The organism is Moraxella sp. CTOTU49803 (assembly GCF_032097965.1).
Taxonomy (GTDB): domain Bacteria; phylum Pseudomonadota; class Gammaproteobacteria; order Pseudomonadales; family Moraxellaceae; genus Faucicola; species Faucicola tetraodonis.
Map to the genome: position 1 here is coordinate 126,913 of NZ_DAMCJP010000001.1, position 23,463 is coordinate 150,375.

Sequence of the window (23,463 nt, forward strand, 5' to 3'; positions counted from 1 at the left end):
CAGTTAAACAATTAAACGCTAATTTTTAAACATCAATCTTTAAACATGAGCCTTTAAACATCAACCTTTAAACCGTGGGCTTTAAGCGCTTGGTATTCATCCGGCGTACCGCAAAAATCAATGTCGTCCTCCGTGATTTTGACATAGCCAACCCGGCCGCCTTGTGCGATTAATAAATTATACATTGGGGCGATATAATATTCGTTGTTAACCGTCAACTGTTGAGCAATCGCTTGTTGAAACAACGATAGATACTGCTGCTTGGATTTAAAATAATATAAGCCATCACTGCAAAGATTGGAGATACGCTGTTTTTCGGTGGTTTTAATCACCTTATCATCGTCATCGACGGCGATAAATGACCAATGGTCGCCTTCGCCTTCAAATACTTCTAAATAGCCGTCAACAGACTCTACCCAGTCAGGTTTTTCAAACCCATAGCGAAAGGTATCGATGTTAAAAATATAAATCGGCTCATCGTCATCAATGCTAGTATTACCGAGTCCTAGTCCCAGTTCAAGCCCCAGTCCCAGCGCTACTGTTTCAGCTTGCCCCGCTGTCTCGCCATCAAGGGTATGAATCATAAAATTGCGCACACCCAAGCGCGTTAATCGCTCAGCAACAAATTGCGGGGTATCATACACATCGCGCACGATAAGCAAAAATAGATCGGTGCTAAAATAGCGCTCAAACGACTTGATTGCCAAATCAAATACAATGGTATCGGCAATCGACAATTGGTATTTCGGCACCTCAAAGCCCGCCTTAAAAAAACGACTGCTTAGCCCTGCCATCGGAATTACGAACATGTCACTGCCTCCATCACATACATTTTGTATAAACGATACGCATTGAGCAGCATGGCGCGCTGGCGATCGGGTCTATCCGCGTGCAAGGGTAACATGGATAAAAACAATAACACCACCGCTGGCATGATAGATTCTGTGGTCATGCCATTGACCCAGGTGCCGGCAAAAAATTCTTGCTGGATTTGCTCCAAACGCTTATCAATATCAAAGCGTATATCGCTACCACTAGGGCTGTCGATAATTTCATAACGCCCTGCGATGATAAAATCATACATACCAATCACAGAATGGGTGAGCTTTGCTAAATCATAGCTTGCGTTACCAAAAATACTAAAATTGCCATTAGAATCCGTGCCGCGTGGGTCAAAAACTTTTACCCGGCGACCGCGCATGTCATACATGATGTTGCTAAAACATAAATCGCCATGCATGACACTCACGGTGTTTGGCAGTGCCAAGGCTTTGTCGATGCAGTCCTGCGCAATCTCTAGCGTACTGCCAAGCATCGTTTCATCATATATCACAGGTTTGTTCAAATCGACATCGGCATCATCGGCATACGCATACAGCCGCTTTAAGGTTTTTTTATGGTATAAATCTTCGGCATATGATTTGGCAAACCCTGTCTCGATATGACGATGCACGTCGGACTGATTGGCCATACTAAAAAATTCTTTTAATAGCTGAAAAATATGTTGCCAAAATTCAGTAGTATTTAACCCATGCACATACAACTCATTGAGCGGTAATAACGGCAAGAATTCTAAGCTATAACTAAACTGTCCTTCCACTTGCTGATAATCAATCAATTGCGGGGTAAAACGTCTGAGTGGCGCAGGAATATGGGTGTACCAATAAATTTCCGCTTCAATTTTGTTGTTGTCGTCACTGCTTTTGGTGACAATGCCTTCACGAATCTGCAGTGAATTAAAGGCGCGTTCGGTGGTCATATTGGCGCGGGCATGAATATAATGGACAAAATTACTGCAGTCATAATACGACTCAATGTTGACCGATTTCATTGGCATCGTCTGTTGGTACAAATAAATCGCCCGCACAAAATTTTTCTTACTAATCGCTAAGGCTTTAATCAACTCCAATCGTGAGGAAAAGGCAAAATAGCCAATCCAATCGGTGGGGTTTTCTTTCATTTTTTTGGTTTGTTGCCAATCGTATTGGCGCGTTTTATCCGACACGCCAATACAATCTGAGCAATCAACTAACTGGGGTAAAAATACATCCCCTTGGATGATACGAATATGATGGTATGATTTATCAATGGCTAGATTAAGCACATATAAAATCGTCTCGGACAATGCCAAATTTTCAGGGATTGTCACCACTTCAATGGGAAGTGACTCAATCACTGCTTTTTCATTGAGGGTCAAGGTATAAGCTTCGGGTAGTGATAATAGAATTTTTTCCTTGGGAAAGTGTTGGCGTACCACATCGACTTGCAGCTGTAACAGTTTTTTATTGCCGATGGGCAGCATGCAAGGTGGAATGCGCCCAATTTCTGCTTCAAATTCAGCATTGACATAGGAAGAGGCATTAATGAGTATCATGGCGTTAAATTACCTTAAACGTTGTTATTATTTTTATTTTTTATTAAGGTGTTAAATCAAGCAGCAGGCAAATCTCTGCATAGCTTAACTTGACCAATTCGTCGGGTCGAATAGCTTTGTCATCCACATAGAACCCTTCAAAGCCGCACCAAGGCTTACCCACATATAATTCATCATACGGGATATCATGTCGTGCCAGCCAATCGATGATAATTGGCAAGGTGTTTTTATTAATAGCGCCAATATTGCCTTGATAGGTGCGCATATTGCGACTGGTATTGATGATAATCGTAAACCCTTGTCGGTGGTATTCTCTAAGTTTTTCGACAACTTCGGTAATGGGTTGGGCATTGGCATAGTCGCCGTTTTGGGTGGTGCATAGGGTATCATCTAGGTCAAAGATTAGCCGCTTCATTGTTATTATGTTCCTAATATTGCAGTGATAGACTTAAACTAAAAATTTTTGTATTTATAATAAAATCAAGTATTTGATTGTTATTTTAACTTCAATACCTTAAAACGAATCCCTACCAAATGATATTACTTATTCATTACTTATTGTAATTTTAGGTAAGAATGCGAGAAAAAAATCGATTATAGGGCTTAATCACAATGCTTAACATTGGCTGGAACGCTTTTAACCAATCGATCAATCGATGTTGACAATTTTTGAGAGTAAGCCATAGTACCAAAAATGCGGGAAAAACGGGTGAGAGCCTGACAAATCTAAATAAAATAGGTTGTGATTTGATGAAAGATTGGCTTTTACTAATGATGGATTGATAGGCTAAAAGATTAAAAGGCGAAACAACAGTAAGCAAAAACCCACAGCAAGGTGTGGAAAATTTATTTGATAGCGACGTGACTATGGACTTTGTACATACGACCCAGTGCGTTTTTCCAGCCACGGGCATAGGGCATAAATGCTTGGCAATGATCTAAGTGATAGCCATAGCCTGCATTGCCATACGCCATCAAAAAACTGCCATCCAAAAAGCCTGACTGTCCTATGACAAAGCCATTACCTTGATTAAATCGCGCTTCAGCGCCGTTACCGAGCAAGGTGGCATTGATTGCAGTATAGCCATGACCTTGATTGTGGTTGGCATTGGCGTGGGTGATATCGATACTGGCATGATGACGGGCAAAATAGCCACCGACCACGTTTTCATTGCCAAGACTGCGATTGGCTAAAATACGCCCGCCATTGTCAGCAAAATAGCCATAGCCATAATTGCGAAAGGCATTGGTACGTCGGTTGATGCTATTGCAGCTTAGCATGCCATTGTGCAGCGCCAAGAAGCCATGTTTGTTTTCGCTGGCACTGGTATCATGGCACCACATCGAGCCATTGGTGAGTGCATAAAACCCTGCGATATGGTTGTGGGCAGACACGCTGTTGTCGGCATTGATAAAGCCGCTGGATTCCGCGCAAAATCCAAAACCCAACTCTTCATCCAAATGCGCACAGTGATATGCCTCGCATTGCTGGGCATCTATCGAGCCCCCATACGCGAAAAATCCGACATCCCCCGCAAACTGCACAATCACCCCAGGCTCACAGCGGATACTTGAGCCAAAGCGGGCAGCAACCCCATAATAAAACTTATTGATACGAACCTTTGACCCGACCAGCACTTGGCTATTGTAATTGCACATGATACCGGCACCATAGCCTTCATCTTGCCACTGTCCATAGCCCAAAAACGCCTTAGTACCATTGATAGTCATGCCATCGATTTTAAAAATACCGTTGCCTCGCTGCATCAAAAAGCCACAGCGGTTATGGGCATCATCAAAATGTAACTGCACCTTATCAGGATTGTCCAAATTGCCAATAATCTCTACCCGATCACTAAAAAAATCAATTTCAACTTGGCTTAAATAATACTCGCCATCGGCAATTTTGATTTGGATAAAGCCTTTATCACCCAAATTATTTAATTGGCTTTTACAATAAGCCAAAGCCGCGTGAATAGTCGGGAAGGTTTGCGGCACGTCAATACGTTGCCAACGGTTGGATACTTTTTTAATCATAATAACAGCAAGCTAACAAGTGATATGGTACTCAAAATGAGTAGGTCGACCAAACATCGCCAAAAAGCCTAGCGATAGTCAAAGCCATTGCAATTATCCAGGAAATAGCCGCTGTAATATGTTGGGTTTTCTTAGTGAATATGAAGTTTTTTATGACGTTTTAGGTTTTGCCAATTTTTCACTCAACGAATTCGCGACCCAGGCAGGACCAATCAACAAAAATTGTAAGTCTTCAAAAAATGACGGTTTTTTGCCTTCAATTTTGTGACCGACAAATTGCCCAATCCACGCTACCACAAATACGCCAAAATAAAACTTAAACCCAAATGGCAAGATAGCAATCGCTGCCAAGCAAAACAGCACAAACATGCCCATAGCAATAAATAATTGCGTAGACAAGCGTAGATAAAACAGCATTACCAAAGCAATCAATACCAACGTAAACGCCGCCTGCCATGACATTCCCATGCCTAAGATACTGGCAAAAATCGTCGGCACGCACAGCCAATGAATTTTTTTATTGATAGGATGTTGGTGGCTCACGGCGTAGTCAGCCAGCCAGCTTTGTAGGGATTTTTTTGAATGAAGCAGGGTCACGCTTGCCATAATCTTCTTCCTTAAAGATAATAAAGACAATAAAAAAAATTGCTGATAAAAAATGGGTGTGAATCCCATCAGTTACCACTGAATCGTATCACACCCTAGTCGTTTGTCAAACCAGTGAATTTACCCTAATAGGTTTTGATATCAGTGGCTTTTGATATCAGGGGCTTTTGATATCAGTGGCTACTAGGCCAAGCCTTTGGCTTTTTGCTCACTGCGATACCATTCATACAGCCCCACAAACGCATTGATTTGGTACACCATGGTTTGAATGGCAAAAATATAATTTTGCGACATCAAGTTGACAATCAGCCAGACAAAATTCACCACAATCCATAACCACCAGTTAAATGAATAGCGTAAAATCATCGTGGCTTGCGCTGTGATAGATAGCACAAATGCCAACACATTAATCCAAAAAAAATCAATTACGCCCAAAAATTTACTGCCATCGTTGGCGACCACGCCATAACCCATCGACGCTAGCCAATTATTGACAGTTGGAAATAATGCCAAGCCAATCGCGATAAAGGCAATGGTTACCAACCACACAATTTTATTGGCTGATTTGGGAATCATATTGCCATCGCCATCGGTATTTTTTGACCAATAAAAAATGCCATATAAATGGGTAAAAAAGTTAAACAGCGGCGCGAGCATCAAACCCACCGCACCTGCGGTTCCCTGTACAATGGTTTCGCCCGCCGTTGCCAACATACCAAAGCCATTACCCGCGATATTGCGGCGAAAACTCAGCGATACCACACACAATAGCCCGATAAAAGACACCCCCAAATAAAACCAGTCTAACGCTCGATGTTCTGTGGTCAACCAAAAACCGGTACCCAGTGCAATTATCCCAAAAAAGAACCATGCCACCGTCCATTCCTGTGCCCATTCACCGGTAATTTTATCCAAAATTGCAATTCGCATTTCGCCTCCAACAGTCATTACAACCATAACAACATTTTTTTAATTAAGTTTTAAAAAATAAAACCAAAAATTTTTAGCATATTTACCAAGCATGTTTAACAAGCATGTCTAGAAAATTATTTTATGCCTCGATATCTTGGTAGTGGTGAAAAACGTGTGCATCAATGAGCGCAATGGCATCCAAGAAGCGCTGATGATAGTTTGGACTATTAATAAACAGCGGCGCAATATGATGACGGGCAAAGATTTGTTTTAAACGATTTTCAAAACGCTCACGCTGGGACTCGCTGCCTAGAGAGCGCATCCCATCAGCGACCCAAGGGGTGTTATTGGCAAGCATCAGGGTATAATCTAAGCGAAACTCATCGATACAGGCGGTCAAAAACGGGTGGGTACGCCCTTCATATTCTTCACAGAATGCTTGGGTGGTCACAAAATCTGTATCCACCAAGGTGATTGGGGCAGGGGCAAAGCGTTTGGCAGCGCGTATCGCTTGTTCATGGTCAGTTGCCATGAGAGGATAGTCATCGTATTGCATACCAAGCTCAGTACCGCCCAAATCGGTTTGCACAAATAGGCGTCCCATTTCTAAGCCATAGCTTGCACCATAATAGTTGGCTAACTTATGCAGTAGTGTGGTTTTACCTGAGCTTTCACCACCCACCAATGCCACAGTTTTGGTGTAGTCACCTCGCGCTTGCGGGTGAATGGCTGACCAATACAGCGCGGGGTTATTGTGAATCTTGCGGCTATCAAAACCATGTTGGCGTGGCGTCGTCACCACCGGTAAATGTAAATCATAATCGACAAACGGCTGGGTTTCATCCATAAACACCACAGGCGTTACTGTCCCTGCCGCATCGCTAGACGCGCTCAACTTGGGATAACGTTGTTGCAAATCCGCTAATACCGCATTGACCTGATCAACGCTTAAATCTTGATAATTATCTTCATACGAGGGGGTTACCAAATCAGGTAAAATCTCTATATGTACAAATGGCAAATCAGCAAATGCCATGGTCATCCAGCGCGCTTTATCTTTCAAATCAATGGAAAAATTCGGATTTGGCGCAGGGTGAGCGGTAATAAAAATATATAAATCTTTGACTTGCCCAGACGCATGTAAAATCGTTCTTACATGCCCCAAATGCAGCGGCTCAAAATGTCCAATAATGATACCCACATCTTGCATCATGCTTTCCTCAACACTTCATCATGGTTTTTTTAACTATTTTTTATGCACTTGATTTTTTGATTGCTTGGATAGATATCCCTAATAAGGATATAAAGTAACGCTATGATAATCGATTAGCCCGGATGAAGTTACAATCGTTTGTAACGCTAGTATCACAATTTGTAAGAATTGGTGCACACACGCTATATAGCCGCGATAACAGCATAGCCACGATAACAGCGCTCCTCATAATCGCTCATGATAATAATGCTGTAGAAAAAGTTACTAAAAGAAACATCATTCTACGTTTTGTCACCCAACACACCTCTGCATTTGCTTATAATAAATCGTAACCAAAACATAGTATCTTTAACCAATAATTTTAGCTGATGGCATTAAGTTTTAAAGATGTTAGGTTTTAAATAAGTCCTAAGTGGTTTTCTTTATTTTTAACAGGTAAAAAATTGAATGGCAAATAAACTGGTAAAACTTCATCGCTCTCAGAATCATCGTATGATTGCAGGCGTGATGGGGGGTATTGCAGAGTATTTAGGCTGGAATGCAACATTGGTGCGTTTGTTGTTTGTGATTATCTCAACGGCAAGTGTCGCAGTACCAGGCATTTTGATATACATCGTGTTATGGATTGTCATGCCAAATGCTACCCAAAGTTCCTATCGTACGGTTTGATGGGTGTATAGGTTTATTTGTAGCACAGCTAAACAGTTAAAAAAAGAAATACTATGAATAATAACAACTAGCTATAACAATAACTATAAACTTCTCCACTTTTCCTCCTGCCCAGATACTACATTATCTGGGTATTTTTTTAACCTAAAAAAGCCTTAAGGGAATGCTTAAGGCTTTTGCTAATATCATAAATCTGGAAAAAATTGACTAAGGCACAAAACGTACAGGCTCGGCAATCACTTGCTGGGCGCGTTCTGCGACTTTATCAAAACGGTGGATGCTGTTACCTTGGTTGTCCACAGCGACCGTCACCGGCATATCTTCTACTTCAAACTCATAAATGGCTTCCATACCTAGCTCTGGGAAGGCAAGCACTTTAGCGCCTTTGATAGCTTTTGATACCAGATAAGCGGCACCGCCCACTGCAATCAGATAAATTGCGCCATGTTTGGCGATGACTTCACAAGTCGCAGGGCTACGCTCGGATTTACCAATCATTCCAATCAAGCCTTGATCCAAGATTGTGTCGGTGAATTTATCCATACGCGTTGAGGTAGTGGGACCTGCAGGACCGACCACTTCATCGCCCACTGCATCGACAGGACCGACATAATAAATAAAGCGATTTTGTAAATCCACGGGTAGCGCTTCGCCTTTGGCAAGCATATCTACCATACGTTTATGTGCGGCATCACGACCCGTCAAGATTTTACCACTAAGTAGTAAGGTATCACCGATGTTAAACTGACCTAAGGTTTCTTTGTTTAAGTCATTAACATTGACTTTAATCACATCATCGGAGCCAAAGGACACTTCTGGCCAATCTGATAGGGAAGGTACCGGCAAGGCTGCTTCACCTTGACCGTCTAGGGTAAAGTGAATATGACGAGTCGCCGCACAGTTTGGAATCATGGCAACCGCTTTGCTTGCGGCATGGGTAGGAAAATCTAGTACTTTTACATCCAGTACCGTAGTCAAGCCGCCAAGACCTTGAGCGCCAACGCCAAGTTCATTCACTTTGTCGTACATATTGAGACGTAAGCGTTCAACGCTATCAAGCTCGGCACCGCTTTGGGCTTTGGCTTGTAAGTCATGGATATCGATGTGTTCCATGAGTGAGCGTTTGGCAAGCATCATGGCTTTTTCTGGCGTGCCGCCGACACCGATACCTAAAATACCGGGTGGACACCAACCTGCCCCCATTTGTGGGACGGTTTTTAACACCCATTCTTCAATCGAGTCTGATGGGTTTAGCATCGCAAATTTTGCTTTGTTTTCTGAACCGCCACCTTTTGCGGCACAAATCACATCAACTTTGTCACCCGGTACCACGCTCATGTGAACCACTGCTGGCGTGTTGTCTTTGGTGTTTTGACGTTTACTAATTGGGTCTACTAGGATGGATGCCCGTAATGGGTTGTCTGGATTGTTGTAAGCACGGCGTACCCCTTCGTTAACCATATCTTCAACGCTCATATTCGCGTCATCCCCTAAGTCCCATTGCACATTCATACCGATATCAAGGAACACCACCGCACTACCGGTATCTTGGCAAATCGGACGATGACCCATCGCTGACATACGGCTATTGGTGAGGATTTGCCCCATGGCGTTTTTGGCAGATTGGTTGGTTTCTTTTTGCCATGCTTCATATACAGCATCAACGAAGTCTTTTGGGTGATAATAACTGATGTATTGAAAGGCGTTGGCGATAGAATTGATAAAGTCGTCTTTCTTGATGACGGTCATTGGCTAGTCCTTTTCACTGGCTAAATAGTGGCGCTATTATAGCATTGTCACTTGCTAGATTGGCAAACAAGATTGGCAAAAGGGCGCAGGAATAAGCGTTTTAAACGGTCAACCGCTAAAATTTTTATCCCGTTAAAGAATTATTAACAGTTAGTGGATAATACTTGGCAATGCATGATTGAGTAATTGCATAAAACTGGTATGTAGCCAGCCATACATCGCCATAAATCCCGCTATCAACACTACATAGCTTGCGGTGATGATTTTACCCTTTAACACCACTAAAGAAGGCGGGATGAATGGGGCAGTGCTGCCAGAGATTGGTCCATCGCCAAGATGATTGGGTGGCCAAGGTGTGCTACTAGCTTTATGGGCGAATAGCTGCTGCTGGCGGATAACGCGATACTGCATGACATACACCATACCCAGCAAGCCACCTATAATTGCACCGCCCACATGACTGGCATTATCGATACCGCCCACCAAAAAACCATAGCCTAAATTAATCGCCATGACTATCAGTAACGAGCGAAAATTTAACGCAAAATTATTGAATGATGTTTTGGTTAGCGCTGTCACCAATAGCGCCATCCCAATACCCATGATACCACCTGACGCACCGGCACTAATAATCGGCGGCTCACCTGCCATCACGCTATGCAAGCCCAAAAAGTTATTGAGCAAATTGCCGCCAACCCCTGATAACAAAAATAACGCTAAAAAATTGACAGCGCCAAACATCCGCTCAGCCACTTGTCCAAAATAATATAAAGCAAACATATTAAACAGCAAATGCATAAAACCAATATGCAAAAACAGGCTGGTCACCAATCGCCACGGCGCTTCACCCAGTGAAAAGGGTAAAAAATTGGCACCCCAAGCAATCAACGATTGGTTAGTGGGGTTGGTCGGATTGACGCCAAACAATAGCTGTAAGGCAAACACTCCAACACAAATTACCACCAACGCCAACGTGATAGGGTAGTGTTGTAAAGCTTGTTGGATTGGGGATTCAAATGCCATAGCGCGCCTTATGTAAACCAATTTAAGTGTAAGCCAATTTAAGCCAAAATTTCAAAAGAAAAAAGCCTGTATAAAATCATTATCATCAATTCACAAATCGCAATTATAGTGTGAAATGGTAACAATGTTTTGCAAATCCGTCGGGGTAATCCAGAAAATGATAAGCTAAGCGAGAGGTATTTTCGCCAAATTTTTAGCATCATAGATAAAAATTATAGATACAAAAGGCTTTATGATAAAACGCCAACCCAAACCGCTTGTCATCCTCATTCATGGTTTACACATGCATGCCTGGGCGATGCGACCGCTTGCCAAAAAACTCACCAAACTCGGCTACGAGTGTCATAGGTTTGGGTATTTTAGCGTCGCGCATAATCTTGCCAACCATAGCCGCCGTTTGCACCGCTGGCTGACCAAACATGAAAAAGCGGATGTGCCAATTTATTTGGTCGGTCATAGTCTGGGTGGGTTGGTCATTCGAGACTTTTTGCAGCGCTATCCACAGTGGCAGATTACTCGCTGTGTGACACTTGGGACGCCGCATAATGGCAGCATCAGTGCCAATAACATCGTCAAAATCCTGCCAAAATTCGTCGGTCGCTCGTATCTGCAGGGGCTTGATGGCAATGCGCCTGCACTCAACGATGAAGTACAGCTAGGTAGTATTGCGGGGGTTCGTTCGGTGGGGCTTGGCAAAGTGGTATTACCCCGTAACCGTGAGCTTACCAAGCTTGAGCCGCATCTGCAGCCCAATGACGGCACGGTATTTGTGCATGAAACCCAGCTTGCTGCTGCCAAAGACCATATCACCGTCAATGCGTCTCATACGGGATTACTGATAAATGATGAAGTAGCGATGCAAATCCATCACTTTTTGCAACAAGGGCATTTTTTGCATACAAAAAATTGTTGAGACAAACTAGGGTTAAAAACCCGTCAATTCAAAGTTTTTTTAAGAATTATCTTGGGGCAAAATGCTATAATCATCCAAAGTTTTTTAGGCGCTCTATTGAGCGATGATGTATTTAGCCATCATCCATTGAGCGATGGTCAGGCAAAGCTGTTGAAGAAGGTTAAGCTGTGTTGAAAGCAAGTGATGTGATGGATTGTATGATGGGTCATAAGGTGCGTACCAATGTCAATGCGCAATCATCAGCCATCAGCGCTTTGTTAATTGCCTTGGTGAGTATATCGGGTGCGTTAAGTGCCTGTAGCCCGTCATCGGCGCCGCCATCCACAACGTCACAATCGGCTTCGACCACTAATGGCAATAATGCTAGTAATACCAGTGCGACGCCAAATGCAAGTATTGCGAGTACCACTGCAGCAGTGCCCAATCAACTCACGATTTACACCTCCATTGACAAAGCGGCGCTTGAGCCGTTATTAACTAGCTATGCTAGGCAAATCAATGTGCCGATTCATATCGTGCAAGATGAACCAATGTCAATTTTGGCACGGTTAAAAGCAGAGGGTGCCAATAGCCCTGCGGATGTGATTTTGACTGAAGATGCGGGTGTTTTTAGTACCGCAGTCGAAGAAGGGTTGTTACAACCCTTTAATGCCGAAAAAGCAGTGGCGCATGTCCCAGAGCGTTACCGTGATCCTGATGGCAATTGGATTGCGTTATCTAGCTACGCGCGTACCGCAGTGTATGATAGTCGTGTACTCCATACCAATGATATCTCAAGCTATGCCGACTTGTCTAAACTAAAATGGTCACAAAAACTGTGCCTAAGCCAAGGCAAATATATCCCTAATCAGTCACTGGTGGTCAATCTCATCAATAATCTAGGCGATAAACGCACCCAAGAAGTGATGCAAGGTTGGCTTGCCAATCTAAGTGTCCCTGTGCTGCTGGATGACAGTGAAGTGCTAAAGGCCATAGAAAGCGGTAAATGCCAAATCGGTCTGGTCAACAGCAACCACTACGGACGCTATCTGCAAGCGCATCCCGATACCCCGATTAAAATCAAATGGATCAATAAGGGCTACGGCGGCGTCAGTACCAACATCACAGGGGTTGCCATTGCGCATGCTGCCAAGCATACCGAGCTAGCTTTAGGGCTGATTGAATGGCTGGCTGCCAAAGATCAGCAATCGCTGTATGCCAGTTTAAGTAACACTTTTCCGATTGACCCCAATGCCGAAGCCTCGGTATTACTCAAATCTTGGGGGGATATTGAAGTCAGCCCGATACCTGTGAGGTTTTATGGCGAAAGACAAGCGCTGGCAGTCGATTCAATGCAGCAAGCGGGTTATTACTAATTAGCTTTGCTCACCAAAAAATGCAAATAACGCCCTAGCCATTTATAAGGGTCTTGTCCGCTATAGGCGACTTCCATATCAATTACCGCTTGTGGATTGGTATGTCCACCACGCTTGAGCGGTGAATAATCATGAAACACCCGTAACCCTGACGTATGCAAGATTTGGTAATGATGGTCACCAATCCAAGCAATCACCTCATCTTTTGCCACCGGGTGATTGGGCGTCAAACTGCCATTATCGGCTTTAAAATCTTTGTTATTTAGTAGATTAAAATTGCCCATCACCAAGTTACGGTACACAAAGCTGGCAGGGTTATAAAAACACAGCGATAGCACCCCTTTTTCAGCGCCATCATCGACAAGCCACCGATCAAAAAAATCCATAATCAGTTTTGGCTCAGCCAACCACTCAAGCACCGCATGACACAGGATTAAATCATATTTGCCGGTTAATTTATCATCCAATTGCTGATAAGGGCAGGTATGCCAGGTGATATTTTGTGCCGCCTCGCCTGCGTTTTGTTTGGCAATCTCAAGCATATTGGCAGAGATGTCATTGATGGTGACGTCATGCCCGTCTTTGGCAAGTTCGATACTGATTTGCGCCAAGCCTGCACCAACATCCAATACGCGAAGCGGTCGGGTTTGTGTCTGTTGCCATGACTTTACCCAGCCAAAGATATCATGGCGCAGCACGGCAAGGCGAATTTCACCTTTTAAGCCGCCGTATATTTTTTTCTCAAAATGCGCGCTGATGTCATCAAAATTGCGGTCTTGGTTCGTCATACAAGATTTTTCAGTCCGCGTTGTTTTTCGCGTTGATAATCACGCTCTTTTAAGGTGGCGCGTTTATCGTGTAGTTTTTTACCCTTAGCAAGGGCAATTTCGCATTTGACGCGGCCATGACTCCAGTACACTTTAAGCGCCACACAGGTATGACCTTTTTGGTTGACCATGCCAAAGAGCTTATCAATCTCGCGGCGGTGCAGCAGTAGCTTACGGGTGCGAAGGGGGTCAGCGACAATGTGAGTCGATGCCGATAACAGCGGCTGAATGTGCGCGCCAAACAAAAAGGCTTCACCATCTCTAAAAATCACATAGCTTTCGGTGATACGCATTTTACCCGCACGGATGGATTTGACTTCCCAGCCGAGTAGCTCAAGCCCCGCTTCAAAGCTTTCTTCAATAAAATACTCGTGACGCGCTTTTTTGTTGCTAGCAATCAGGCTAGGCATTTTTGGTTTTTTAGTCATTTAGGTTTCCTTGCTGCAACATCGCGGACATACCCAATGCTGCACAGCGTGTGTTAATAATTTTGTTGCCATAATCTTATTACAAGAATCGTGTTGCCATAAATCAGTATGATAAGCCGTTTAATATGGCGATAAATCCCGATAAATCAATTCTTGGGTTTTGATTACTAAGTTTAAGTTTTTGATTATTGGGCTTTGGATTACTAAGTTTTTTATTGCTAGGCTTTACCCTAAGTTTTCATTCAGCTTTGGGTAAAAGGCTGCAAAGCTGTCATGATAACACGCTAAACACAAATTGATAGTGAGATTTGATTGTTAATTGGGGGCAAATTTTGCTAGGATTAGCAACAAACTAGCAATCTTTGTTTTAATCATATTGTTAGCACCAAATAGCGCATTATTTATCATAAAGAGACAGCCATGTCAGCAGCCAGCCAGCCAATTGCAAACCCTTATACTAAAATTATCTATCCGGGTACATTTGACCCGATTACCAAAGGGCACCTTGATTTGATTAAGCGCGCTTGCCGCCTGTTTGATGAGGTGATTGTCGCGGTGGCGATTGGTCATCATAAAAAACCGCTATTTACTTTAGAGGAACGGATTGGATTGGTAGAAAAAGCCTGTCATGATAAAGATTTGAGCAATATATCCGTGATTGGCTTTGATGGGTTATTGGTGGATTTGGCAAAAAATCAACAAGCCACAGGTGTACTGCGTGGATTGCGGGCGATGTCAGATTTTGAGTATGAATTTCAGCTTGCCAATCTCAATCGTGAATTAGACCCAAACTTTGAAGCGGTGTTTTTGACCCCATCGCAGCAATATTCTTTTATCTCCTCAACGCTGGTGCGCGAAATTGGCAAATTAGAGGGTGATGTGAGTAAATTTGTACCGCCGTGTGTCGAAGAGGCATTTGAACGAAAAAAACAACAGGGTTGGTAAGTCGTGGTAAAATAAACGTTTCTTAGTAAACGTTTTAAAAGCTATGGCATTAATAATCACTGATGAATGTATCAACTGCGATGTCTGCGAGCCACTTTGCCCCAACGATGCAATTTATGTGGGCGAGCTGATTTATGAAATTGACCCTGCGCTGTGTACCGAGTGTGTCGGTCATTTTGATGAGCCGCAGTGTTCGCTATTTTGTCCCGTACCTGATTGTATCCCCAAAGATCCCAACTATTTGGAGACGCCAGCGCAGTTGATGCTTAAATTTGAGCGCATCACCCAAACTAAAACCAGCCAATAAATTTTTATAACCGCTATTTTTCACCACGTCGATTTTTAACAAAGCTATTGTAGATAAGGAATGTCTATGCCCGCCAATAAAGCAGAACTGAGTGCTTTTCTGAAGCAATCTTTCCCCCAAGCCAACTGCCACATCGAATCGGTGGGTAACGGTCAAGCCATTGTATCCCATCCTATCGGTGATGATGAGTTACGACCGGGTGGCACGGTATCAGGGCCTGTGATGATGAAAGTGGCTGATGTTGCGCTATATGTGGCTATTTTGGGCGAAATCGGTATCGTCCCATTGGCAGTGACTACCAATCTTAACGTGTCTTTTCTGCGAAAACCCTCTGCACAAGCCAACCTTATCGCCAAATGCCAGCTTATCAAAGTTGGGCGCACGCTTGCAGTAGGCGATGTATTGATTTACTCAGAAGGTGATGACAGACCTGTGGCGCATGCAGTAGGTACGTATGCGTTGCCTGCTGACCGTGACTAAATAGATAAAGCCTGTTATAATGCTTGCCTTGGCAGACCAGACGAACGCTGCTTACCCCTGTTTACAGTGGGTAAGGGGAGGAAAGTCCGGGCTACACAGGGCAGAGTGCCAGCTAACGGCTGGGGGGCGTAAGCCTACGACAAGTGCAGCAGAGAGTAGACCGCCTTAGCAATAAGGTAAGGGTGAAAGGGTGGGGTAAGAGCCCACCGCATGACTGGTAACAGTTCATGGCAAGGTAAACTCCACTCGTAGCAAGACCAAATAGGTGTCCGTATGGCGTTGCCCGCGTTGGACACGGGTAGGTTGCTTGAGCGTATTGGTAACGATACGCCTAGATGAATGTTCGTCCTAGACAGAACCCGGCTTATCGGTTTGCCATGCTTATTTTAATCAACCTATTGTTATCAATAGGTTTTTTATTTTTGTGGATGACAATAATACCGTTTTAACTTCCTGATTATCATAAAGCGTGATAGCTAACTTAATCTCCCGATTTAGTAGATTTGAGATTAGCCACTAACCTTGAAACGGCAGGGTGAAATTTCGGATACGCATAAAGCGTTTACTAAACAGTGATTTGATAGGTTTTTGCGGCGTGATGTAAGTGATTCTTTGCTCTGACATGATATCAATCAGCTTAACGACTTCTTGCATGTCCCAACTATACACATCAAATGATTCTATAAAAGCATGGTGTTTAAATGCATAGGAATGCTTGGATAAATCAAAACAACCCATAAACCAGTTGTCAAATATGGTATTTGAAATATAGCCTTGACCAATGAGTTTGATATGGGTGTGGCGATCATCTTGTTTTAACGCATGAAGTAAGTTTGCACACGCTAACTCATCGCCTTCATAATACTGAAAAAATTTACCCGCATCGTACAGCAAAAAACCAGTGATACCAGAGCTGGTATTGTTTTTGATAGATTGGTTCAGAATTTGGGTAAACGTATGTTGATTCAACGCCGCAGTCAGCGTTATCTCACTACAATAAGCCATAAAATATTTTTGTGACATCCCAACAGTCCTTGGTAAGTGGTACGTAAATATGAATTCCAAATAATTGCTATTATCTGCTACAGCCGCTTGCAACATTATATAAATTTGCAAATTAAAATAGTCATGATAGTCAATATTAGAAAAAATACCAATTACATTTGTGTTGTAATTCTAAAATCTATCCTATATTTGACCCATATTGTGAGCGAAAAAAAACCGCCTCAATCAGCGGCTTATTAACCCAAAAGCAACCCAAAAACATAAGTAACGCAAAAGTTACTTCAAGGATGGCGGCTGATGAGAGTACCAACGCCTTTATCGGTAAAGACCTCTAGCAAGGTCGCATGCGGGACACGACCATCGACAATCACCGCACTTTTTACCCCGTTTTTTACCGCTTCTAGCGCATAGCTGATTTTTGGAATCATACCGCCAGAGATAGTGCCATCGGCAATCATCTCATCCACCTTGCTAGGGGTAAGTCCAGTGGCAACATTGCCTTCTTTATCAAGCACCCCTTTGATGTTGGTGAGTAAAATCAGTTTTTCCGCGAGCATGAACTCAGCGACTTTCCCCGCCACCACATCGGCATTGATATTGTAAGTATTGCCTTCATCATCCACGCCAAGCGGTGCGATGACAGGAATAAAGTTAGAGGCAATCATCAAATCAATCACATCACGATTGATGCTGACCACATCACCTACAAATCCCAAGTCAATTTGTTGTTGGTTGCCTTGTTCGTCCGTTTTGGTCATGGGTAATTTTTTAGCGCGAATGAGACTGGCATCTTTACCCGTTAAGCCAATAGCACGACCACCGTGTTTGTTGATGAGATTGACGATAGATTTATTGACGCTACCACCAAGTACCATTTCCACTACATCCATGGTGGCTTTGTCGGTCACTCGCATGCCATCAATACGGTCAGAGCTGCGCCCCAATTCTCTAAGCAAGTTATCGACTTGTGGACCGCCGCCATGGACGACCACAGGATGAATGCCTACGGTTTTTAACATGACGATATCTCTGGCAAAAGAACTTTCTAATATCGGATCAGTCATGGCATTGCCGCCGTATTTGACTACCATTACTTTACCTTCAAAACGTTGGATGTAGGGTAGTGCTTCAGTCAATACGTCAGCGGTATGCATGGCTTGCTCAAGATCTAATGCCATTTCAAATCCTTATATAATTTTGCTAGAGACGTTTTTTAAAATGCGATTTTACAAGCGGTGTTTATACAGGCTGAATTTGTGCGACTTGTTCGGCAAGATTGTCATCAATCGTACGACATAAGTCAACAAAAATAGATTGAATATGCCGCAGCTCAGCGACGTCATTGGCAGAAAAACGCACGGTCAAAAAACTGCCCGTATTTGACTTGCGTAAAATACCAAATCCCTCCGCAAAATCCAAGCGTAACCCATCAATCGTATTGACATTTTTGACCGCAAATGAGGATTTTAATCGTTTAAACGGCTTTTTCCCCAGTGCCGTGATACGGGCAATAACGGTTTGACCATAATGGTTATCCGCAATAGGTAGGTACATATCCGCCGTACTAATGCAAGTGGGCAAACTCGCTAGGATATCGTTAAGGCTGATAGGTTGATGGCTCAGCCAATTGAGCAAGCGGGCAGCCGCATACATGGCATCGTCATGCAGCACAAAATAACCATCGTTAAAAATAAAATGACCTGATAATTCACCTGCAAAAATCGCGTTGTCTGATTTGTTTTGTAGCGACTTTCGCATCAAGCTACTGCCAGTTTTGGTCATCATCGGGGCGGCGCCATGCGAAGCGATGAGATTGGGTACATGATGCGAGCATTTGACATCAAAAATGACTTTTTTAGCAATTGATGTGTCCACACTGGGCAATTCTTCAATGGCAATGCGAGAGAGTAGATAAAGCAAATTGTCAGGGCTAATCATCTGACCCTGTGCATCAATTACCATCACCCGATCGCCATCACCATCAAACGCCAAGCCGATATCTGAGCCTGTAGCTTTGACTGTTTGAGCTAACTGCGTCAAGCGATTGGATTGCGTTGGGTCTGGGTTGCCTTGGGGAAAATTGCCATCGGGGGAGGCGTTTAGCATGATGCAACGATAGCCAAGCTGGCTAAATAAAGTTTGGGCAAAGTCACTGGTCGCACCATGCATACAGTCGATGACAATTTGCTGAGGTGCATGAAAATAGGTAGTTTGAGTGAGTTTAGCTTGATTGATGTGAGTAAAAGCCTGCTCGATAGCCTGGATATAAGTTGCAAAAAAATCCTTGGGCGTTGTATAAGTAGTTTGCCTGATGGCATCAATAAGCCTGTCATCAGGTACCATGGCTTTGTAGCCAATTAAAGCCTCATAAAGCTGCTGCACATCATCACCGCTCGGCGACTCATGATTGATGAGCCATTTAATGCCATTGATATGCTTTTGCGAATGACTGGCGGTGACCATCAGCCCATTACCGGAAAATTGCTGTGCCATAAATGCCATCATCGGTGTGGTTGTCAGTCCCAACCACTGCACCACTAGACCGGCTTGCTGGCAAGCATAGGCGATACATTTGGCAATTTCTTGGCTTTGGTGGCGAGCATCGTACCCGATGACAACCGTAGGCTTGTTCACCGCTAACGTTGGCGTTGTTGCTGTCGTTTGGTGAGCATAGACAAAGAGCTCGGCAAACGCCCTTGCCAATGACCACACAAAATCATCGGTAAATAAGGTGACATCACCACGAATATCATAAGCTTTAAAGAGAGATTTTTGCGGAAAAAAAGGATGAATAAACAGAGTATCCATAAAAAAAACATCTAACTGATTTTATACTACCAAAATCATAGCATTGAAATTTGGCAAAATAATTAAATACTCTGTTATAAATTGTTAAAAAAAAATGAGAAAACAGTAACAATTAATGGGTGCCTGTGGAACCAAAACCGCCTTCACCGCGTACGCTGATATCAGAAAATTCGCCGACAATTTCAAAGGTTGGACGTGCAATCGGCACGACCAAGTACTGCGCCATTTTTTCACCAGGTTGTAAGACATAATCGGTTTGACTACGGTTCCAAATGGAGACCATTAATTCGCCTTGGTAATCAGCATCAATCACACCCGTCAGATTACCTAGTACGATACCATGCTTATGCCCAAGCCCTGAGCGCGGCATGATAAAACCCACATAATCAGGGTCTTGAATATAAATGGCGAGTCCTGTACCAATCAACTGGCTTTCACCAGCTTTTATGCTGATAGGCTCATCGATACAAGCACGCAAATCTATGCCCGCCGAGCCGTCTGTCGCGCGATGAGGTAGGGGAAATTTATCATCATTCCCAATTTTGGGGTTTAAAATCTTGACTTGTACTTGCTTCATGCTTACCAACTTTTCTTAAATTTATAAAAAAATGTATAAAAACCACTATATTATAAACCTAAATGGCACGATACTGAGTAAATACTAAGCGAATACCAAGGTAAGTTTTCTTAACCCAAAAAAGAAACCAAAAAAAAGAGCAGCCATAGGCTACTCTTTTTTATTCACTATTGATCTATCAATTCAATTAGAATTTATAGTGAGCACCGACAGTGACTAGGTCTGAATCCACTGAAACATTATTTGTTACGTCAACTGAAGGCAAACGCGTATATTCAGCTTCTACAGATGCATTTGGCGAAAGGTTATAACCTAAACCGACACCACCTGCAAGACCTGACTCATCATATTTATCATCACCATCATCAACTTGTGTTTGCGCAATACCTAGTTTACCTTTGGCGTAAACATTCGATGCTGGGAATTGGTACTTATAAGTACCATATAAACCAGCCGTGTTAGTGCTAATTTCACCAACTTTCGTACCGCTATATTTTAGGTCTTCTTTTGAAGAATCCACATATTCAACTTCTGCACCAAAGTTAGGGGTAAAGTTATAGCCTGCATATACACCATAAGCCGTTTGGTTGTCAGCATCAAGACTATCAACATCAGTATTAAATTGACCCGCTTTGACACCGACATAAGGTTGACCGGTATAGCCAGTGGTATTGGTTTGGTATAAGGCAGCGTTTGCACCTGCAGTCACGACAGTACCTGCCACTAAAGCTAAAAGGGTTTTATTTAAAGTTTTCATCATCTTCTCCTTTAGAAGTTTTTTGAAAAGTATCACAACAAGCCATGTAAAATTATTAGTTAAGTTAATTTGAATCTGTGAAATTCAAATATTGCCCTGCTTGTTTTGTTAAAGCCATCATAGCAAAATAAATTTAGATTACTGTCGGTGTTTAACAGGTCGGACGTTAAATTATGAAATGAAATTTGCCAAAAAGGTAACTAAGCTACCTATTTGAAATTTTTTGTTACATCTCCTATCAAACACCTGTTTTCCAAGAAATATTTAGTTACATTTACTTGGGTGATTGGGTCAAATCTTTGTCATACAGGCTGTTTTTCAATAAAAAAAGGGCTTAAAGTTACCTTTTTTGCCCTTTTTTTACGCCCTTTCTGCTATGTCGTTTTTTTTATTCAGTAATTATTTGGCGGCTTTGCTTTTGAGTAACGCCTGAATATTGGCCAAATAATCCTCTGCGGTTTTCTTGGGTTGATGCGCTGCCGCTGATTTTTTCATGCCAGGGGCATCGATATGTTCTGTCGGCAACTCGTCGATAAATCGGCTAGGGGTGGTGGTTTTCATTTGCCCGCCTGCACGGCGCTGTGCAGCCATCGTCATGGTCAGCTCTTTACGGGCACGGGTAATCCCCACGTACATCAAACGTCGTTCTTCTTCGATGGATTCAGCAATAATGGAATTTTTATGCGGTAATAATTCTTCTTCAAGCCCCATAATATAGACATAATCAAACTCAAGCCCTTTAGCGGCGTGTAGCGTCATCAGATTGACTTTGTTGGTATTTTCCTCTTCCTGCTGCTGCTCTAGCATATCAAGTAACACAAGCTTACGAATGACTGCATCAATGGTGCGATCATCGTCATCATCCGCCCGGTTAATCAGGTTTTGGATACTGGCGTATAGGGTTTCGATATTATCAATACGAATTTTTTCTTGCTGCGGGGTTTTTGCTTCGCTTCGTACCAAATCGATATAGCCAGTTTCATCAATCATTTGTTTGACGAGCGGCACAGGGTCGGGATGCTGGTATAGCTCTTGGGTGTAACGCTCAATAAAATCAGCAAATTCTTTAAGCTCGCCACTGGCTTTTTTGGGTAACACATGCGTCAGTCCACTATGACCACTAGCCATCAATAGTGAGACTTGGTGTTCTTGGGCAAATAAACCTAGCTTTTCAAGGCTGGCAGGTCCAAGCCCACGTTTTGGGGTATTGATAATGCGTAAAAAGGCACTGTCATCTTCAGGATTTAGAATCAAGCGCAAATAGCTCATGATGTCTTTGATTTCACTACGGGCAAAGAACGACGTGCCGCCCGATAACTTATAAGGAATTTGCAGCTGACGTAGCTGTGCTTCCAACATACGCGCCTGAAAGTTACTACGATACAGTACCGCATAATCTTGCCATTCGTTGGCATTGCGAAGTTTGTGGGTGATGATTTCTTTGGCAACGCGCTCTGCTTCATCATCATCGTTACGACAATTGATGATGCGAATCAGCTCGCCATGCCCTTTATCTGACCATAATTTTTTTTCAAATAAATGCTCATTATTGGTGATCACTGAGTTAGCAGCGTGCAAAATACGCGACGTAGAGCGATAGTTTTGCTCAAGCTTAACTACCTTTAATTTGGGAAAATCCTCTTGCAGCAGTGCCATATTTTCAGGTTTTGCCCCACGCCATGCATAGATGGATTGGTCATCATCACCCACCACCGTAAAACGCGGCTGCACGCCCACTAGCAGTTTAATCAATTCATATTGCGCGGTATTGGTGTCTTGATATTCATCTACTAATAGATAGCGTATGCGATTTTGCCATTTGTCACGTACTTGGGTATTTTCTTGCAACAGCCGTGTCGGCATAACAATTAAGTCATCAAAATCCACCGCATTGTAGGCACGTAGGTTACGCTCGTAGAGTTGATACAGCGTTGCAAATAGCATATCTTCAGGGTCAGTCAACGTATCCGCTGCCTTTTCAGGGGGGATGAGATCGTTTTTCCAATCGGATATCATTTTGATAGCTTTACCAACCAATTCGCGGCTCTCAGCACCGCTCATGTTGTCTCGCACCATCAAATCCATCAACAGCCGCTTGCTATCTTCGGCATCCATGATGGAAAAATTGCCTTTAAGCGGCGTATGCAATAACTCGTAACGTAAAAACTGCAAGCCAAATTGGTGAAAAGTCGAGACAGTTAAGCCTTTGGTTTTGTCACTCGGTAATAATTTTTGCACACGGGCTTTCATCTCGCGAGCCGCTTTGTTGGTAAAGGTGACCGCGGTGATACGCTCGGCTGGCATTTGACATTCTTCAATCAGATAAGCGATTTTACGGGTAATCACAGATGTTTTACCCGAACCTGCACCTGCCAGTACCAGCAAGGGTCCAGAGACATATTGCATGGCTTCTTGTTGGCGAGGGTTTAATTGGCTCATAGTCGCTTCCACCGTTAATAAAAGTTGCTCAGTAAAAAA

Annotated in this window: 23 protein-coding genes and 1 other RNA gene; 7 read left to right on the top strand and 17 right to left on the bottom strand. The window is 43.1% G+C overall.

What is annotated here, in order from left to right; translation table 11 throughout:
• Window positions 1–53 precede the first annotated feature (53 nt).
• The 7 genes from RT422_RS00535 to nadR all read right to left on the bottom strand — a co-directional run bounded on the left by RT422_RS00535 (window position 54) and on the right by nadR (window position 7,142).
• Entirely contained in the window at window positions 54–809 is a 756-nt protein-coding gene (locus tag RT422_RS00535) for a glycosyltransferase family 2 protein (protein ID WP_313420837.1), read from the bottom strand.
• On the bottom strand, window positions 800–2,374 hold the full coding sequence (locus RT422_RS00540) for a hypothetical protein (protein ID WP_313420839.1): 1,575 nt from the start codon (window positions 2,372–2,374) through the stop codon (window positions 800–802). The genes RT422_RS00535 and RT422_RS00540 overlap by 10 nt, the downstream gene beginning before the upstream one ends.
• 43 nt (window positions 2,375–2,417) lie before the next feature.
• Window positions 2,418–2,789 (bottom strand): HAD-IIIC family phosphatase, encoded by a 372-nt coding sequence (locus RT422_RS00545; RefSeq protein ID WP_188875620.1) that lies wholly within the window; start codon window positions 2,787–2,789, stop codon window positions 2,418–2,420.
• 431 nt (window positions 2,790–3,220) lie between these two features.
• Complete coding sequence (locus tag RT422_RS00550) at window positions 3,221–4,411, bottom strand: hypothetical protein (protein WP_313420841.1); 1,191 nt, start codon at window positions 4,409–4,411, stop codon at window positions 3,221–3,223.
• Between the two features lie 150 nt (window positions 4,412–4,561).
• Window positions 4,562–5,017: a DUF962 domain-containing protein gene (locus RT422_RS00555; RefSeq protein ID WP_219298927.1), complete on the bottom strand. Its 456-nt coding sequence runs from the start codon at window positions 5,015–5,017 to the stop codon at window positions 4,562–4,564.
• Window positions 5,018–5,200: 183 nt separating this feature from the next.
• Window positions 5,201–5,947, bottom strand: a complete 747-nt coding sequence (gene pnuC, locus RT422_RS00560; RefSeq protein ID WP_313420844.1) for a nicotinamide riboside transporter PnuC — start codon at window positions 5,945–5,947, stop codon at window positions 5,201–5,203.
• 121 nt (window positions 5,948–6,068) lie between these two features.
• Window positions 6,069–7,142, bottom strand: a complete 1,074-nt coding sequence (gene nadR / locus RT422_RS00565) for a multifunctional transcriptional regulator/nicotinamide-nucleotide adenylyltransferase/ribosylnicotinamide kinase NadR (RefSeq protein WP_313420846.1) — start codon at window positions 7,140–7,142, stop codon at window positions 6,069–6,071.
• A gap of 447 nt (window positions 7,143–7,589) precedes the next feature.
• Between nadR and RT422_RS00570 the strand changes: the two genes are divergently transcribed.
• Entirely contained in the window at window positions 7,590–7,811 is a 222-nt protein-coding gene (locus RT422_RS00570; protein WP_144917266.1) for a PspC domain-containing protein, read from the top strand.
• Window positions 7,812–8,018: 207 nt separating this feature from the next.
• Here the strand turns inward: RT422_RS00570 and RT422_RS00575 are convergent, their stop codons facing one another.
• Both RT422_RS00575 and RT422_RS00580 read right to left on the bottom strand, forming a co-directional pair.
• Entirely contained in the window at window positions 8,019–9,560 is a 1,542-nt protein-coding gene (locus RT422_RS00575; RefSeq protein ID WP_313420848.1) for a fumarate hydratase, read from the bottom strand.
• 150 nt (window positions 9,561–9,710) lie between these two features.
• Entirely contained in the window at window positions 9,711–10,583 is an 873-nt protein-coding gene (locus RT422_RS00580) for a rhomboid family intramembrane serine protease (protein WP_313420849.1), read from the bottom strand.
• A gap of 232 nt (window positions 10,584–10,815) precedes the next feature.
• Between RT422_RS00580 and RT422_RS00585 the strand changes: the two genes are divergently transcribed.
• Both RT422_RS00585 and RT422_RS00590 read left to right on the top strand, forming a co-directional pair.
• A complete protein-coding gene (locus tag RT422_RS00585; RefSeq protein ID WP_313420851.1) occupies window positions 10,816–11,496 on the top strand; it encodes an alpha/beta fold hydrolase in 681 nt (226 codons plus the stop codon).
• Between the two features lie 167 nt (window positions 11,497–11,663).
• Window positions 11,664–12,851: an extracellular solute-binding protein gene (locus RT422_RS00590; protein WP_198510472.1), complete on the top strand. Its 1,188-nt coding sequence runs from the start codon at window positions 11,664–11,666 to the stop codon at window positions 12,849–12,851.
• Here the strand turns inward: RT422_RS00590 and RT422_RS00595 are convergent.
• The gene (locus tag RT422_RS00595) at window positions 12,848–13,639 is read right to left on the bottom strand and encodes a methyltransferase domain-containing protein (protein WP_312535625.1); all 792 of its coding nucleotides are present in this window, start codon (window positions 13,637–13,639) and stop codon (window positions 12,848–12,850) included. The genes RT422_RS00590 and RT422_RS00595 overlap by 4 nt on opposite strands.
• Window positions 13,636–14,106: an SsrA-binding protein SmpB gene (smpB, locus tag RT422_RS00600; protein WP_007115442.1), complete on the bottom strand. Its 471-nt coding sequence runs from the start codon at window positions 14,104–14,106 to the stop codon at window positions 13,636–13,638. The genes RT422_RS00595 and smpB overlap by 4 nt, the downstream gene beginning before the upstream one ends.
• Window positions 14,107–14,526: 420 nt before the next feature.
• Here smpB and coaD point away from each other — a divergent pair, with 420 nt between their 5' ends.
• The 4 genes from coaD (at window position 14,527) to rnpB (ending at window position 16,221) form a co-directional block, all read left to right on the top strand.
• Complete coding sequence (gene coaD, locus RT422_RS00605; RefSeq protein ID WP_065252344.1) at window positions 14,527–15,051, top strand: pantetheine-phosphate adenylyltransferase; 525 nt, start codon at window positions 14,527–14,529, stop codon at window positions 15,049–15,051.
• A 43-nt stretch (window positions 15,052–15,094) separates the two neighbouring features.
• Window positions 15,095–15,358: a YfhL family 4Fe-4S dicluster ferredoxin gene (locus tag RT422_RS00610; protein ID WP_096488615.1), complete on the top strand. Its 264-nt coding sequence runs from the start codon at window positions 15,095–15,097 to the stop codon at window positions 15,356–15,358.
• Window positions 15,359–15,424: 66 nt separating this feature from the next.
• Window positions 15,425–15,838: a PaaI family thioesterase gene (locus tag RT422_RS00615; RefSeq protein WP_007115445.1), complete on the top strand. Its 414-nt coding sequence runs from the start codon at window positions 15,425–15,427 to the stop codon at window positions 15,836–15,838.
• 28 nt (window positions 15,839–15,866) lie between these two features.
• An RNA gene (gene rnpB, locus RT422_RS00620) (RNase P RNA component class A) lies at window positions 15,867–16,221 on the top strand.
• A gap of 133 nt (window positions 16,222–16,354) precedes the next feature.
• Here rnpB and RT422_RS00625 read toward each other — a convergent pair.
• The 6 genes from RT422_RS00625 to RT422_RS00650 form a co-directional block, all read right to left on the bottom strand.
• Entirely contained in the window at window positions 16,355–16,861 is a 507-nt protein-coding gene (locus RT422_RS00625) for a BLUF domain-containing protein (RefSeq protein ID WP_186303349.1), read from the bottom strand.
• A gap of 263 nt (window positions 16,862–17,124) precedes the next feature.
• Entirely contained in the window at window positions 17,125–18,021 is an 897-nt protein-coding gene (gene argB / locus RT422_RS00630; protein WP_144917277.1) for an acetylglutamate kinase, read from the bottom strand.
• A gap of 61 nt (window positions 18,022–18,082) precedes the next feature.
• Complete coding sequence (locus RT422_RS00635; RefSeq protein ID WP_313420858.1) at window positions 18,083–19,651, bottom strand: phosphomannomutase/phosphoglucomutase; 1,569 nt, start codon at window positions 19,649–19,651, stop codon at window positions 18,083–18,085.
• Window positions 19,652–19,763: 112 nt separating this feature from the next.
• Complete coding sequence (dut, locus tag RT422_RS00640) at window positions 19,764–20,228, bottom strand: dUTP diphosphatase (protein ID WP_219298918.1); 465 nt, start codon at window positions 20,226–20,228, stop codon at window positions 19,764–19,766.
• Window positions 20,229–20,415: 187 nt separating this feature from the next.
• The gene (locus tag RT422_RS00645) at window positions 20,416–20,985 is read right to left on the bottom strand and encodes a porin family protein (protein ID WP_188875631.1); all 570 of its coding nucleotides are present in this window, start codon (window positions 20,983–20,985) and stop codon (window positions 20,416–20,418) included.
• Window positions 20,986–21,384: 399 nt separating this feature from the next.
• A complete protein-coding gene (locus tag RT422_RS00650; RefSeq protein WP_312522028.1) occupies window positions 21,385–23,424 on the bottom strand; it encodes a UvrD-helicase domain-containing protein in 2,040 nt (679 codons plus the stop codon).
• Between the last annotated feature and the right edge of the window lie 39 nt (window positions 23,425–23,463).